8 protein-coding genes and 2 pseudogenes are annotated in these 15614 nt (G+C 68.6%); 7 read left to right on the plus strand and 3 right to left on the minus strand.

What is annotated here, in order from left to right; genetic code table 11:
- Positions 1–59: 59 nt before the first annotated feature.
- Together MSM1_RS06600 and gltB are read right to left on the minus strand one after the other, a co-directional pair.
- Entirely contained in the window at positions 60–1526 is a 1467-nt protein-coding gene (locus MSM1_RS06600; protein ID WP_213440736.1) for a glutamate synthase subunit beta, read from the minus strand.
- Positions 1519–6114 (minus strand): glutamate synthase large subunit, encoded by a 4596-nt coding sequence (gltB, locus tag MSM1_RS06605; RefSeq protein WP_213440737.1) that lies wholly within the window; start codon positions 6112–6114, stop codon positions 1519–1521. The genes MSM1_RS06600 and gltB overlap by 8 nt, the downstream gene beginning before the upstream one ends.
- Positions 6115–7158: 1044 nt before the next feature.
- Here gltB and mycP point away from each other — a divergent pair.
- From mycP to MSM1_RS06640, 7 genes and pseudogenes are all read left to right on the plus strand, one after another.
- Positions 7159–8505, plus strand: coding sequence for a type VII secretion-associated serine protease mycosin (gene mycP, locus MSM1_RS06610; protein ID WP_213440738.1), 1347 nt, complete (start codon positions 7159–7161; stop codon positions 8503–8505).
- Complete coding sequence (gene eccE / locus MSM1_RS06615) at positions 8502–9890, plus strand: type VII secretion protein EccE (protein WP_213440739.1); 1389 nt, start codon at positions 8502–8504, stop codon at positions 9888–9890. The genes mycP and eccE overlap by 4 nt, the downstream gene beginning before the upstream one ends.
- A 31-nt stretch (positions 9891–9921) precedes the next feature.
- Positions 9922–11490, plus strand: coding sequence for a hypothetical protein (locus MSM1_RS06620; RefSeq protein WP_213440740.1), 1569 nt, complete (start codon positions 9922–9924; stop codon positions 11488–11490).
- Positions 11487–11828, plus strand: a complete 342-nt coding sequence (locus MSM1_RS06625; RefSeq protein WP_213440741.1) for a YbaB/EbfC family nucleoid-associated protein — start codon at positions 11487–11489, stop codon at positions 11826–11828. The genes MSM1_RS06620 and MSM1_RS06625 overlap by 4 nt, the downstream gene beginning before the upstream one ends.
- A gap of 57 nt (positions 11829–11885) precedes the next feature.
- Positions 11886–12251, plus strand: coding sequence for a WXG100 family type VII secretion target (locus tag MSM1_RS06630; RefSeq protein ID WP_213440742.1), 366 nt, complete (start codon positions 11886–11888; stop codon positions 12249–12251).
- Between the two features lie 29 nt (positions 12252–12280).
- Positions 12281–12463, plus strand: a pseudogene (locus MSM1_RS06635) (IS607 family transposase); the annotation flags it as partial.
- A gap of 30 nt (positions 12464–12493) precedes the next feature.
- Positions 12494–13961: pseudogene (locus MSM1_RS06640) on the plus strand (IS1634 family transposase).
- Between the two features lie 348 nt (positions 13962–14309).
- Here the strand turns inward: MSM1_RS06640 and MSM1_RS06645 are convergent.
- Positions 14310–15431, minus strand: a complete 1122-nt coding sequence (locus MSM1_RS06645; RefSeq protein ID WP_213440743.1) for a hypothetical protein — start codon at positions 15429–15431, stop codon at positions 14310–14312.
- Between the last annotated feature and the right edge of the window lie 183 nt (positions 15432–15614).

Below are 15614 nucleotides of genomic sequence, written 5' to 3' on the forward strand. Positions count from 1 at the left end.
GCAAACAGCGAAGCGACTCGCCGGGACCTGAGGACGGTGTTTTCGCCCGGTGGTGGCGATCAGCGCAGCGCCACCGTGGTCGGCGTGATCGGGGCCGGTAGCGCGGTGCCGCCCATCAGGTAGCGGTCCACGCTGGCCGCCGCGGCCCGCCCCTCGGCGATCGCCCAGACGATCAGCGATTGGCCCCGGCCCATGTCACCGGCGACGAACACACCCGGCACCGAGGTGGCAAAGTCGTTGTCGCGGGCGACGGTGCCGCGGTCGGTGAATTGCACCCCGAGGTCGGTGAGCAGGCCCTGCCTTTCCGGGCCGACGAAACCCATCGCCAGCAACACCAGGTCGGCCTCCAGCTCGAAATCGGAGCCGTCGACCTTGACAAAGGCGCCGTTGTCCATCCGCACGTGGTGCGCCTTGAGCGCGGTGACATGCCCGTCGCGGCCGACGAACTCCTCGGTGCTCACCGAGAACACCCGCTCTCCGCCCTCTTCATGCGCCGGTGACACCCGGTACATCAGCGGATACGTCGGCCACGGGGTGGAGTCCGCGCGGGCGTCCGGGGGGCGCGGCATGATCTCGAACTGGTGCACGCGGATGGCGCCCTGCCGGTGCGCGGTGCCCAGGCAGTCGGCCCCGGTGTCGCCGCCGCCGATGATGACGACCTTTTTGCCCTTGGCGGTGATCGGCGGCTGGCCGTCGGGGCCCAACACGTCGTCACCCTGCTGCACCCGATTGGCCCACGGCAGGTACTCCATCGCCTGATGGATGCCGTCCAGCTCGCGGCCCGGGATGGGCAGCTCACGCCAGGCGGTCGCGCCACCGGCCAGCAGCACCGCGTCGAACTCGGCACGCAGCTGCGCGGCGGTGATGTCCACCCCGACGTTGACGTTGACGCAAAACCGGGTGCCTTCGGCCCGCATCTGCTCCAGGCGCCGGTCGAGGTGGCGCTTTTCCATCTTGAACTCGGGGATGCCGTAGCGCAGCAGGCCGCCGATGCGGTCCGCGCGTTCGAACACGGTCACGCTGTGTCCTGCGCGGGTGAGCTGCTGGGCCGCGGCCAGCCCCGCCGGGCCGGAGCCGACGATCGCCACGCTCTTGCCGGTCAAGCGGTCCGGCGGCAGCGGTCGCACCCAGCCTTCCTCGAAAGCCTTGTCGATGATCTCCAGCTCGATCTGCTTGATGGTCACCGGATCCTGGTTGATCCCGAGCACGCAGGCCGGCTCGCACGGCGCCGGGCAGAGCCGGCCGGTGAAGTCCGGAAAGTTGTTGGTCGCGTGCAACCGCTCGATCGCGTCACGCCACCGGCCGCGGCGCACCAGGTCGTTCCACTCCGGGATGAGGTTGCCCAACGGGCATCCGTTGTGGCAGAACGGGATACCACAATCCATGCAGCGGGTTGCCTGCTGTTGCAGCACGTCACGATCGAAGTCCTCGTATACTTCCCTCCAGTCACGCAGGCGCAACTCGACCGGGCGGCGCCTGGGCAGCTCCCGGTGTGTGTACTTCAGAAAGCCCTTCGGGTCAGCCATGCGCCGCCGCCATCACTGCCTGATCGACGTCGGCTCCGGTGCGCTCGGCCTCGGCGATGGCCTGCAGCACCCGCTTGTAGTCGCGCGGCATCACCTTCACGAAATGCCGCTGCTGGTGCGCCCAATCGGCCAGGATGCGCTGCCCCACCGCGGAATCGGTGGCATCGACGTGCGCTTGGATCATGCCGTGCAGCCACTGCAAGTCCTCGGCGTCAAGGCCGTCGAGATCGACCATCTCGGTGTTGAGGTGCACCGGGAACACGCCGTCGGGGTCGTAGACGTAGGCCACACCACCGGACATCCCGGCCGCGAAGTTACGGCCGGTGCGGCCGAGGATGACGACCCGCCCACCGGTCATGTACTCGCACCCGTGATCGCCCACACCCTCGACCACCGCGTGCGCCCCGGAGTTGCGCACCGCGAACCGCTCGCCGACCACACCCCGCAGGAAGGCCTCCCCGCTGGTGGCGCCGAAGAGGATCACGTTGCCGCCGATGATGTTGTCCTCGGCGACGTAGCCCTCCGGAACGTCGTCGGGCGGGCGCACCACGATCCGTCCCCCCGACAATCCCTTGCCGACATAGTCGTTGGCGTCTCCATAGACCCGAAGCGTGATGCCCCTCGGCACGAACGCGCCAAAGCTGTTGCCCGCGGACCCCTCGAAGGTGATGTCGATGGTGCCATCCGGCAGGCCCTCGCCCCCATAGGCTTTCGTCACCTCGTGACCGAGCATGGTGCCCACCGCGCGGTTGACGTTGGAGATGGTGGTGGCGAACCGGACCGGGGTTCCGGAATCCAGCGCCTCGCGGCTCATCACGATCAGCTGCTGGTCCAGCGCCTTGTCCAGGCCGTGGTCCTGGCTGGAGCTGCAGTAAAGGTCCTGGTTCATAAACGCCGACTCCGGCTCATGCAGTATCGGTCTTAGGTCCAGCTTGTGAGCCTTCCAATGCTCCTGCGCCGCGCTGATGTCCAGCGACCCCACCTGCCCCACCGCCTCGTTGAGCGTGCGGAACCCTAGCTGCGCCAAGTATTCCCGAACTTCCTCGGCGATGAACATGAAGAAGTTCTCCACGAACTCCGGCTTGCCGGTGAATCGCTCGCGCAGCACCGGGTTCTGGGTGGCGACCCCCACAGGGCAGGTGTCCAAATGGCACACCCGCATCATGACGCAGCCGGAGACCACCAGCGGCGCGGTCGCGAAGCCGAATTCCTCGGCACCCAGCAGCGCGGCGATCATCACGTCGCGCCCGGTCTTGAGCTGGCCGTCAACCTGAACCACGATCCGGTCGCGTAACCCGTTGAGCAGCAGCGTCTGCTGGGTTTCGGCCAGGCCCAGCTCCCACGGCGCCCCGGCATGCTTCATCGACGTCAGCGGGGTGGCCCCGGTGCCGCCGTCGTGGCCGGAGATCAGCACCACATCGGCGTGCGCCTTGGACACCCCCGCGGCCACGGTGCCCACGCCGATCTCCGAGACCAGCTTGACGTGAATCCTGGCCGCCGGGTTGGCGTTCTTCAGGTCGTAGATCAGCTGCGCCAGATCCTCGATGGAGTAGATGTCGTGGTGCGGCGGCGGTGAGATCAGCCCCACACCGGGCGTGGAATGGCGCACCTCAGCGATCCATGGGTACACCTTTGCGCCCGGAAGCTGGCCGCCCTCACCGGGTTTGGCGCCCTGAGCCATCTTGATCTGCAGGTCCGTGCAGTTCGTCAGGTAATGTGAGGTGACCCCGAAGCGCGCGGAGGCCACCTGCTTGATCGCGCTGCGGCGCCAGTCGCCATTCGCGTCGCGCTCATAGCGGCTGGCGTGCTCGCCGCCCTCGCCGCAGTTCGAGCGGGCGCCCAGCCGATTCATCGCGATGGCCAGCGTCTCGTGCGCCTCGGCGGAGATCGAGCCATAGCTCATCGCTCCCGTCGCGAAGCGTTTGACGATCTCGCTGGCCGGCTCCACCTCTTCCAGCGGGACCGGTGGGCGCACACCGAGTTTGAATTTCAGCAGGCCGCGCAGGCACGCCATCCGCTCACTCTGGTCGTCGACCAGGCGGGTGTATTCCTTGAAGATCCGATACTGCCCGGTGCGGGTGGAGTGCTGCAGCTTGAAAACGGTTTCCGGGTTGAACAGGTGATACTCGCCCTCCCGGCGCCACTGGTATTCCCCGCCGACCTCCAGCTCGCGGTGCGCGCGCTCGGCGGGCCGGTCGGTGAACGCGAGCGCGTGCCGCGCGGCGACGTCGGCGGCGATGTCGTCGAGCGTGATCCCGCCGGTGGGGCAGGAAAGGCCGGTGAAGTATTCGTCGAGCACCTCCTGGGAGATGCCGACCGCCTGGAACAGCTGCGCGCCGGTGTAGGACGCCAGCGTCGAGATGCCCATCTTGGACATGACCTTCAGCACACCCTTGCACGCGGCCTTGATGTAGTTCTGCAGCGCGCGCTCGCGGTCGATGCCCTCGAGCACACCGCGGTCGAGCATGTCCTCGATCGACTCGAACGCCATGTACGGGTTGATCGCCGCCGCGCCGAAGCCGCACAGCATGGCCATATGGTGCACCTCGCGCGCGTCACCCGACTCGACCACCAGTCCGACTTGGGTGCGCAGCCGCTCCCGCACCAGGTGGTGGTGCACCGCGGAGACGGCCAGCAGGGACGGGATAGGAGCCAGCCGCTCGTCGGACTCGCGGTCGGAGAGGATGATGATCCGGGCCCCCTCGGCGATCGCCGCGGCTGCCTGCGCGCGCACCGCATCCAGCGCGGCGCGCAGGCCCGCGCCGCCGTCGGCCACCGGGTACAGACACCGGATCACCGTGGACCGCAGGCCGTGCCGGCGCCCGTTGACTATCGCGTCCGGGTCGAGATTGACCAGTTTCGCCAGCTCGTGGTTGCGCAGGATGGGCTGCTTCAGCACGATCTGGCGGCAGGAATTCTCGTCGGGGTTGAGCAGGTCGCCCTCGGGGCCGACCGTGCCCTGCAGGCTGGTCACCACCTCTTCGCGGATGGCGTCCAGCGGCGGGTTTGTCACCTGGGCGAACAGCTGGTGGAAATAGTCGTACAGCATCCGGGGACGCTGCGAGAGCACCGCGACCGGGGTGTCGGTGCCCATCGACCCGATCGGCTCGGCGCCGCTGCGGGCCATCGGCGCCACCAACAGGTTGAGCTCCTCGTAGGTGTAGCCGAAAACCAGTTGCCGCAACACAACTCGGTGGTGTGGCATCCGCACGTAGTTACCCTGCGGCAGGTCCTCGAGGGGGATCAGGCCGTTGTCCAGCCACTCTTGATAGGGATGCTGGGCCGCCAGTTCGGCCTTGATCTCCTCGTCGGAGACGATGCGGCCCTGCGCGGTGTCGACCAAAAACATCCGGCCCGGCTGCAGCCGCATCCGGCGAATCACCTTGGACGGATGAAACGCCGGGTCGCTGTCGAGCACCCCGGCCTCGGAGGCCATCACAACCAGGCCGTCGTCGGTGACCCAAATCCGGGACGGGCGCAGGCCGTTGCGGTCGAGCACCGCGCCCACCACGGTGCCGTCGGTGAACGTCATCGACGCGGGGCCGTCCCAGGGTTCCATCAGCGACGCGTGGTACTGATAGAAGGCGCGCCGCGCGGGATCCATCGACTCGTGGCGCTCCCAGGCCTCGGGGATCATCATCAGCACCGCGTGAGCCAGGCTGCGCCCGCCCAGGTGCAGGAACTCCACCACCTCGTCGAAGCGCGCCGTGTCGGAGCCTCCGCGGGTGCAGATCGGGAACAGCTTGTGCACGTCGTCGTGGGAGCCGAAGATGTCGGTCTTGATCAACGCTTCGCGGGCCCGCATCCAGTTCTCGTTGCCCGTGACGGTGTTGATCTCGCCGTTGTGGGCGATCCGCCGGTACGGATGGGCCAGCGGCCACGACGGGAAGGTGTTCGTGGAAAACCGGGAGTGCACCAGGCCCAGCGCGCTGATCAGCCGCTCGTCTTGCAGGTCGAGGTAGAACGCCTTTAGCTGCGGGGTGGTCAGCATCCCCTTGTAGACGAACGTCTGGCCGGAAAGGCTTGGGAAATAGACGGTTTCGCGGCCCGGTCCATCTTGTCCGGGGCCTTTTGTGCCGAGTTCGTGCTCGGCGCGCTTGCGCACCACATAGGCCCGCCGCTCCAAGCGCATGCCCGAGGCGCCGGCGATGAACAGCTGGCGGAAGGTGGGCATGGCGTCACGGGACAGCGCGCCCAGCGACGAGTCGTCGACGGGCACCTCCCGCCAGCCGAGCACCTGCAGACCCTCGGCCTCGACGATCTTTTCCACAGCCGCGCAGGCCGCTGCGGCATCCTTGGACGACTGCGGCAGGAACGCGATGCCGGTGGCGTAGCTGCCCCGCTCCGGCAGCTCGAAGTCGACCACGCAGCGCAGGAATTCGTCGGGAACCTGGATCAGGATGCCGGCGCCGTCACCGCTGTGCGGCTCGGCGCCCTGGGCGCCGCGGTGCTCGAGGTTGAGCAGCGCGGTGATCGCCTTGTCCACGATGTCGCGGCTGCGGCGACCGTGCATGTCGACAACCATGGCAACCCCGCACGAGTCGTGCTCGAATGCGGGGTTGTATAGTCCGACGCGGTTGGGCGCCATCCTCACCTGACCCTTCACCAGATGTTCTGCGTGGCATATGAACGGCTCCGCCGGAGCCGCGCCCTGGGGGTTTGCGGGCCCGGCCCCGCCGGTCTTGTCGACATCGGCTCGCCACGTGGCGACGATCCGGTCAGGGGATTCGCCCGCGCGCCGTTGAACGGTGGCCCTGTGCCCGTCTCGACAAGTCGTAAAACGATATGCCAAAAACCGCCCGACATGCCAACTTAGTTATCCTAACTCACCTGCTGGGGGTCGCCGGCGCCCGCTGGATCGGGCGGGCACCCAGCGTGCCGTGTCTCCTTGTACGCCTTGATGTTTGCCGTTGGCGGCGGTCACCATGCCAATGGCCGGTGTGTGGGCGTTGATCGCCGCGACCGTCCAGCGGGTTTGCTGCACTCGTCGCGCCGGGAATCGCCGCGGGCGTCGTGTGGGGCGCAGGGCCCTGAAATACCGGGAGGTAATTCACTATATGCCGTGGTAGCGATCCCGACGGCACTCGACGCCTCGCCGGCCGGGGCATACCGGCGATGCTCGGCAGCACCGCCGAAGAGTTTGCAAAAAGTTGATCAGATTCTTAATGAAGACGGCTGCGCCACCAACACGGCGCCCCTCGGGAGATGCGCTGCGGGCGGCGGGCTTGGCCCACGTCGCGCCCGCGTCAGGTGCCACATCGACAATAGAGCCAAATGCACAGGGGTACATACACTTTGGCATACACTTTGGCCACTTTCGCAAACGTTGGGGTGCTGGCATGCGACGGACGTGGGAATGGGCCGGGTCGTCTCGGACGGCTCGCGCGCCGGCGGCGTCGCCGACAATGGCGCCGCTTGAGGGGCCGAGCACTCCCTAAGATGGCGGCGAGGGAACCCCGCTCCCGCCCAGAAAAACCGGAACGGCCCTGCTCAGCGCAACCTTAGGATTAGCTCTGATGCACGCGGGTCGTCCGGGGTGAGAAAATGCGCTGTCGACTCGCTGACCCGCGGATTGCCTCGGGTGAAAGGATGCGCTCTGACCAGGCCGGTCGATGGAAGGGGTGGTCGCGCAATGCGCCGTGTCGGGGTGTTGCTGGCGGCGGTGACGCTGACGTTGCTGAGCGCGCCGCCTGCCCTGGCGATCGCCCCGCCGGTGATCGATCCGGGCAAGGTGCCGCCGGACACGACGGGGCCGGACCAGCCGATGGAACAGCGTCGTGTCTGCTCGGTGCCCACCTCGTTCCCGAATTCGAATTTCGCCGATCCGCCCTGGGCTAACAGCTACCTGCAGGTCAGCGAGGCCCAGAAGTTCGCGACCGGGGCCGGCGTGACCGTCGCCGTGATTGACACCGGAGTGAACGCCTCCCCCCGGGTGCCCGCGGAGCCCGGCGGAGACTTCGTTGACAAGGCCGGCAACGGCCTCTCCGACTGCGACGCCCACGGCACGCTCACCGCGTCGATCATCGCCGGCCGGCCCGCACCCACCGACGCGTTCGTCGGGGTGGCACCCGACGCGCGGCTGATCTCACTGCGCCAGACATCGGAGGCGTTTCAGCCGGTCGGCGCGCGAATCGACCCGAACGACCCCAACACCACGCAGACCGCCGGGTCTATCCGTAGCCTGGCGCGCGCTTTGGTGCATGCCGCCAATCTCGGGGCCGGCGTGATCAACATCAGCGAATCGGCCTGCTACAAGGTGACCAGGCCAATCGATGAGTCCATGCTGGGCGCGGCCGTCAACTACGCGGTCAATGTCAAAAACGCCGTGGTCATTGTCGCGGCCGGAAACACCGGCCAGGATTGCACGCAGAACCCGCCGCCTGATCCGGCCGTGCCCTCCGATCCGCGCGGCTGGAAGCAGGTCCAGACGATCGTCACCCCGGCCTGGTACGACCCGTTGGTGCTCACCGTCGGAAGCATCGGCAAGAGCGGGGCGCCCAGCAGCTTCTCGATGCACGGCCCATGGCTGGGCGCCGCCGCGCCCGGGGAGGACATCATCGCGCTCGGCTATGACGGGGCGCCGGTCAACGCGTTGCAGGGCCCGGACGGGCTGATCCCGATTGCCGGGACGTCATTTTCCGCGGCGTATGTGTCCGGGCTGGCCGCGTTGCTACGCCAGCGCTTTCCCGACATGACGCCGGCTCAGATCATCAATCGGATCACCGCTAGCGCGCGCCACCCGGGTGGCGGTGTGGACAACGTGGTCGGCGCCGGCGTCATCGACCCGGTGGCCGCCTTGACGTGGGACATCCCGCCCGGGCCGGCCAAGGTCCCCTATCAGGTCAAGCAGCTTCCGCCGCCGGTGCGCATCCCGCCGCCCGACCGTGGGCCGATCACCATGGTGGTCGTGGCGGGTATCGGCGTCGCTTTCGTGTTAGGGCTCGGGGCGCTGGCCCGACGAGCGTTAAAGCGCCGATGAGGGGCACACTGGGTCTGCGGTTCACCACCGGGCACGCCGTGTGGGCGGCGGTCCTGGCGCCGGCGTGCGTCACGTTGGGCATGAGCCTCGGATACCCGTGGATCGGCGTAGCACTCGCGGTCGCGACGGTGCTCGCCGCCCTGGTAGCCATCCGTGGTCGGCGCTTGACGGGGTGGATAGCGGCGATGTACTCCTGGCGGCGGCGGCACCGCAACCCCCCAGACCCCCCGTCGGAACCCGCGGTGGGCGCGACGGTGATGCCCGGCGACCATGTGGCGGTCCGCTGGCAGCGCGACACCTTGGTCTCGCTCATCGAGCTGATTCCCCGGCCGTTCACGCCCACGGTCGTCGTGGGTGGCGCAGCCCACACCGACGACGTGCTGGACACCCGGCTGGTGGAAGAGCTGATTGCGGCGCACTGCCCCGACCTGGAGGCGGATGTGGTGTCAGCCGGTTACCGAGTCGGCAAGACCGCGCCGCCGAACTTGATCGGCTTGTACCAGCAGGTCGTCGGGCCCGCTCCCGCCCCGGCGAACCGCCGGACCTGGATCGTGCTGCGGGCCGACCCGGGGCGCACCCGTAAATCGGCGCAGCGGCGTGAGGCCGGCGTCGCCGGGCTGGCCCGCTATCTGGTGGCCTCGACGACACGAATCGCGGATCAGCTGGCCAGCCACGGCATCGACGCGCGGTGCGGACGAAGCTTCGACAATTTCGATCAGGCCACCGCGATCGGCTTCGAAAAAGAGACGTGGTCGGCGATCAAGGGCCGCAGCGCGTTCACGGTCGCCTACAACGCGCCCGGTGGCCCCGACGCGTGGTGGTCGGCGCGGGCCGACCACACCATCACCAGGGTCCGTCTCGTACCGGGCATGGCGCCGCGGTCGACGGTGTTGCTCACGACGCTGGCCAAACCTAAAACACCACACGGGTTTTCCTGCCTGTTCGGCGGGCAGCGCGCCGCGCTGGAGGGTCAGACCCCGGTCAGCGACCGTCATCACCAACTGCCGATCGGGTCGGCGGGTGTGCTCATCGGGGAGACCACCGACCGCTACCCGGTGTATATGCCGTTCGACGACGTCGACGCGAGCATCAACCTGGGCGATGCGCAGCTCTTTACCCAATTCGTGGTGCGGTCGGCGGCCGCGGGTGCGACGGTCGTTCTTGAACAGCGGTTTCGGGAGTTCGCCAGCTACATCAACGCTCGCATCGGGCGGGTCAACAAGGTGGTGTGGCCGAATGCGACGACCTATATCGGCCCGCACCCGGGTGTTGGACGCGTTATTCTGCGGCACAACTTCGTCGACACGCCGCGCCATCGTCAGCTGCCGATACGGTTGATCCACCCGCGTGAGGAAAGCCGCTTTCAGACCGCGCTGGAGCACTGACACTGGAGCACTGACAGGAAAAGGATTCGCGATGGGCAATACGGTGCGGGTTGACTCCGCGGAGCTGCGGAAAAAGGCGCACGAAGTCTCGACTCCGCGCCCGCAGGGGCCGGGTCCAGCGAAGCCGCCGGATGCGCTGCCGATGACGGCCGCCGCAATGAGCCAGTTGTCCGCGTCGGTCGCGACGATGAACGCATACCTGGCCGCGGGAGACGTGGAGGCGCAACGGATGGCGGCCTGCCTCAACGCCGCGGCCGACGCCTACGACAAAGTCGATGAGGAACGCAGACAAGCGCTCGACGCGCAGATGAACGGTGCCCCGGTCTCGCCGGCGCAGCCCGTCACACCGGTCCTGCTGGGTGTTCCGCAGCCGCCGACGGCACTGGACATCCCGTATCCCCCTGCGCCGGAAGCGGGCAACTTCATGGATTGGGAATCGGCGACCAAAACGATCTATGCCGGCGACACCGCGGCATTATCGGTGAAGTACTGCCGGGATCAATGGAAGGCCTACAAGGCGGCGCTTCAGGACCACGCGGCCAATTTCGCCCGCCCCCCAGAGGATTGGGAAGGCTCCGCCGCCGAGGCGTGTGAGGCCAATATGAAAGAGCACTACCACTGGCTGCACGACATGGCGGATAAGTGCCACGACTTGGGTCAGCAAGCGGAGACCCTGGCGGACGCGCACGACAAGCTCGTTCACGACCATCCCACGATGGACGACGTGAAGACGTTCCACAGCACGTTGTTCCAAGTGCCCGCGCTGCGGATGCTGGCATGGGCGGAGTTTCAAACGCGTTCGGAGGCTGCGTTGGCCGCGTACGCGCGCAGGATCAACCTGCCGCAGATCAGGCCGAGCAAACCTCCGAGCGGTTGCTCGGGCTTGCCTCCAGTACGGCCCGGAGACGTCCCGGAAAAGCCCGGCCCGGCTAAACCCGACAGCCGGCCCGATATGCCGGGACCGCCCGGTCCGGGCGGTCAGGCCAGTCCGGGCGGTGCGGGGGGCGGTCAACCCGAGGCCGGAGCCCTGCCGCCACCGCAGCTGCCCGGCGCCCCCGTGCCGCCCGCCGTCCCACAGCAGCCCGCGGCCCAGACCGGCGCCCCGAGCGCGATGCCGGGCGGCATGCCAGGCGGGAAACCCGGCGGGGTGCCGGGGGGTGGCCTGCCCGGCGGTATGCCCGGCGGGTTGCCGGGCGGCCTGCCGGCTGCGGCCAAGCACGCCCCGGCGAAGCCGCCGACCGGACCCAGCGTCAAACCGGCCTCGGCCGGGGGTGGTGGCGCGGGCGGTGGGGGCGGTGCACCGAAGACGCCGTTGCAGCCGGCCGTGGCCACTTCGGCCGTGGCGCCGGCACCCAACGCAGCTTCGGCGCCTGCCACGACACCCGGGCAGCCCACCGCGCCCGGCGCGGCTGGCGGCGGGATGGGCGGTATGGCCCCCATGGGCTACGGCGGCCACGGCGCACAGGGCAACAAGGACAAGCGCAGGCTGGCGCCCGACGAGCAGCTTTACTCCGAGGACCGCCCGTGGACCGAGGCCGTCATCGGTAGTCGGCGGCGTAAGGACGTTCAGGACACCAAGGATCCCAGGGACTCGAAGTGACCGAGTACTTGCATCCGCAGGTGGCCGCCGTGTTGCGCCAGGCCGAGCGGTTGCAGTCGCTCATGGACGACCAACTGCACAAAATGAACACCCAAACCTTCACGGCCACAGACGAATCCAAAACCGTCGAGGTTACGGTCAACGGGCGTCACTGGCTCACCGACGTGTTTATCAATGACGGCCTGCTGCGCCTGGGCGCGGACGTGGTGGAGCAGCGGCTCAACGAGGCGCTGCAAAAGGCCAGCGCCGCGGCAACGGCGTCTCTGCGGGCGGACCGGGAGCGCCTTAATGCGGTGATCGCCGAGATCGTCGCCGACCTGGCAGGTGAGCGACACTAGCGAGCCGTCGCGGCGGGGCGAGTTCGCGGCTGGCCCTGGCCGGCGCCGAGCCGGCGGATGAGGTCAATTTTTGTGGATGGGCGCTGCGTGGGGGGCGGTTATGCTGTCCTGGACGCCGAGGGGAGGTGCGTGGTGTGCGAGCCGTTGCGAGTCGACCCGGTTGATTTGCGCTTGTCGGCCGATCGCATGGGTGCGCATCACGGCGATCTGCGGGCCGCTCACATGGGCGCCGACCGCGAGATTGAGGACGCGCAAGCCGGGTGGGTGGGGGCCTCCGCGGCGGCGCTGCGGGCCAAATTCGCCGAATGGCAGGCCGTCACCGAGCGGTTGTGCGGCGGCATCGCCGATCACGAGCAGGCTTTTCTGGTGGCCGGCGCGGCCTATCAGAGGGTCGACGAACTGTTGCGTGTTGAGTGTAATTAAGTGTGCGTAAGTATGTTTGAATTGGTGTTGTGAATCTGGCGGATTGGGCCGGATCGGTTGGGGTGAAACGGCATACGGCTTATCGCTGGTTTCGGGAGGGAACGCTGCCAGTGCCCGCGGAGCGGGTGGGCCGGCTGATTCTGGTGCGCACGACGCCGGCCGGCGGGGGCGCGGCGGACAGTGTGGTGATTGCCTTGGTGGCTTACGCGCGCTCCGTGAAGGCCTCCTCGGGAGCGACGGCAGTGCAGATCGTGTGGTCCACTCGGCGCGGACCGCGCAATATCGAGCACCTGGGCTGGGCCCATGACGAAGCCGGGGTAGCCGTTGTGAAGGCAGCTGCAGCTCAGCGGTTGGCCGCCGGCCAGGCCCAGCTCGATCTCGGGCTGGTTGAGCGCTTGGCCGACGAGCCGTTGCCGATTACCTCCTCGCGGTCAGCGCACCTGTGGGAGGCGCTGCGCACCGCTGACGACGTGCTGGGGCTCGCCGAGGCCACTGGCGGGGACGAGGCATTTCGTCAATTGGTGTTAGCGCGGATCATCGAGCCGGCCAGCAAGGCCGATTCGCTACGCGTCATCGAGGAGACCGCCATAGCGCCGCTGTCGTATCCGACCTTGAACCGCCGCCTGCCGGTGTTCGCCAAACCCCGTTTCCGACAAGCGCTTTCGTCGGCGTGCGCGGCGCGCGCCCGATTGGGCCCCGGCCAGCTTGGTGCTCTACGACGTGAGCACACTGCACTTCGAGGCCGATGCCGGTGATGGATTCCGCGAGCCCGGCTTTTCCAAGGAACGCCGTCTGGACCCACAGATTACGTTGGGGTTGCTCACCGACGCTGCCGGCTTCCCGCTGACAGTGGCCGCCTTCGAGGGCAACAAGGCCCAGACGGCGACCATGGTGGCGGTCATCGACGACTTCAAGGCCACACATCAGCTCACCGACGTCACCGTGGTCGCTGATGCCGCGATGATCTCCGAGGCCAACCAGGTCGCGTTGCGCGCCGCCGGGTTGTCCTACATTCTCGGCGCCCGCGTTCCCCATCTGCCTGATGTGGTGCGCGAATGGCGCGACAAGCATGCCGATGAGGCGATCCCCGACGGGCTGATCCTGACTCAGCCGTGGCCGGCAACCTCGGCCGAGAAGACTCGCGGTATCCCGGACCGGGTCATCCACTACCAGTACCGCCACGACCGGGCCCGGCGCACGCTGCGCGGCATCGACGAACAAGTAGCCAAAGCCCAACGCGCGGTAGACGGGCACGCCCCGGTCAAACGCAACCGCTACATCCAGCTCACCGGGGCGACGAAGTCGGTGAACCGCATGTTGGAGGCCAAGACCCGGGCGCTGGCCGGTTGGAAGGGATACACCACCAACCTCACCGCTTAGCCCGCAACGTTCGTCATCGATGCGTATCACCAGTTGTGGCGCATCGAGAAGGCCTTCCGAATGTCCAAGCACGACCTACAAGCCCAGCCGATTTACCACCGCGCCCGCGACTCCATCGAAGCCCATCTCAGCGTCGTGTTCGCCGCGATGGCCGCCTCCCATTGGATCGAGAACCAAACCGGTTGGAGCATCAAGAAATTCGTCCGCACCGCGAGGCGCTACCGCACCGTCACCATTCAGGCCGGCAACCACACCCTGACCGCCGCCGAGCCCCCGCCAACCGACCTCGCCGAAGCCCTCACCAAAATCCACGAGGCCCTTGCACACTAGTTTGATAAAAGTCGCGGCACCCGACGGCCCCGCCGCGGGAGCGCCGCGGCCCCCCCGCAGCACCACCACGGTGATCAGCGCCGTCAGGGCCGCCACCACCACCAGCGCCACCACCCCCCACAGCGTGCCCCGCCCCGCCCGCCGGGGCGGCGCCGGCGGGGGCGCCCACAACGGCGGCGCGCCGAAACCCGGCTGAGGTGATCAGCCGAAACCCGCTGGGGGCGGCCCCACAGCCCCCGGCGGCACGCTCACCGGCCCGCCCCATCGGCCCGCGGCCACGCCGGGCCCACGGCCCCCGGCGGCCAACAGCGCCCCGGCGGGCTGTGCCGCCCCATCACCCGTGCCGCGCTAACCCCCAACCGCTAAACACGCCGTGTTGAGACTCCCCGTCGCCCCTGCAGCGGCATTAATGAGGTAACCGTCCGCCACGACGTAGCGCGGCAGCGCCGCGGCGTAGGCGCGAAGGTATTGCGCGCCAAGCACCGCGAAATCCTGCAGCGGCAGGTTCGCGCTGCGCCGGCCGAGCGCTTCGATCCGATCGGCCAACGACGTGATCGCCGGCACGGCGGCGTTCATGGTGGCCCTCTGCTGCGGGGTCCACTGGCCAGCCGGGATGTTCGTGTCGATGGTTTTCAACGCGGCGAGGTTGGGGTTGTCGTCGAACTCGGCCAGCAACGGATGCCAGTCCGCGCAGGTGGGGTCGGGCTTGCTGAGAAATTCCCGCGGGTGCGCCGCATCGGCGGGGCCCGCGCCCTGCAGCGCGGTTGCGGTCGGCGGCGCCGCCGCCGGCACCACCGAGGCGCTGGTGGCGGCCGAGCCGTATTTTATCGCCTCACACATCCACCCCAGCGCATTGGACGCGCTCGATGCGACCTGGGCCAGGTGGTCATCGGGGGCCGTGTAGGTGGGGACCTTCTCGGCGTAGGCGCGGCCGTAGGCGATAAACGCCTCATAGAGTTCCCGCACCACCCGATGCGGGGTGATCCCCACCAGCGGCAGCGCCTGATCGGCGGCGCTGCGCATCGCCTGGGCCACCGCCTGATACTGGGTGCGCTGCTCGGGCGTCCACGCGCCGGCCGGCAGGCTGGGATCGCGCTTGTCCCAGCCGTTTTGCTCCCGGTCGCCAAGCACCGTCCAGATGGTCAGCCATTTCTCGCAGGTGGGCTCCTCGGTGATGATGCCCACCGCGCCGGTGTCGGCGGCGCTGGCCACCCCCACCCCCGCGCCCGGGGTCGGGCTCATCGACGGCCCCGCCGCGGGCGCGCCGCGGCCCCCCCGCAGCACCACCACGGTGATCAGCGCCGTCAGGGCCGCCACCACCACCAGCGCCACCACCCCCCACAGCGTGCCCCGCCCCGCCCGCCGGGGCGGCGCCGGCGGGGGCGCCCACAACGGCGGCTGCCCCCACGGCGGGGGTGGCGGGCCGAAACCCGCTGGGGGCGGCCCCACAGCACCCGGCGGCACGCTCACCAGCCCCCCCGCACACCAGCGAACCCACCGTGAACCCCCCCGGCCACCCGGCCCGCCCCGGCCCGCGGCCACACCAAACCCGCGGCCCCCGGCGCCCAACAGCGCCCCGGCGGGCTGTGCCGCCCCATCGCCTCACCAACCCCCAACCACCCGACACACCCGATACCCAATAGATTGATCCCC

It is taken from the genome of Mycobacterium sp. SM1 (assembly GCF_018361265.1).
Taxonomy (GTDB): Bacteria; Actinomycetota; Actinomycetes; order Mycobacteriales; family Mycobacteriaceae; genus Mycobacterium.

Bases quoted from the DNA above. Each gene is read 5' to 3' on its own strand.
- MSM1_RS06600 (WP_213440736.1), bottom strand. From the start codon at position 1,526: ATGGCTGACCCGAAGGGCTTTCTGAAGTACACACACCGGGAGCTGCCC.
- gltB (WP_213440737.1), bottom strand. From the start codon at position 6,114: ATGGCGCCCAACCGCGTCGGACTATACAACCCCGCATTCGAGCACGAC.
- mycP (WP_213440738.1), top strand. From the start codon at position 7,159: ATGCGCCGTGTCGGGGTGTTGCTGGCGGCGGTGACGCTGACGTTGCTG.
- eccE (WP_213440739.1), top strand. From the start codon at position 8,502: ATGAGGGGCACACTGGGTCTGCGGTTCACCACCGGGCACGCCGTGTGG.
- MSM1_RS06620 (WP_213440740.1), top strand. From the start codon at position 9,922: ATGGGCAATACGGTGCGGGTTGACTCCGCGGAGCTGCGGAAAAAGGCG.
- MSM1_RS06630 (WP_213440742.1), top strand. From the start codon at position 11,886: ATGAGGTCAATTTTTGTGGATGGGCGCTGCGTGGGGGGCGGTTATGCT.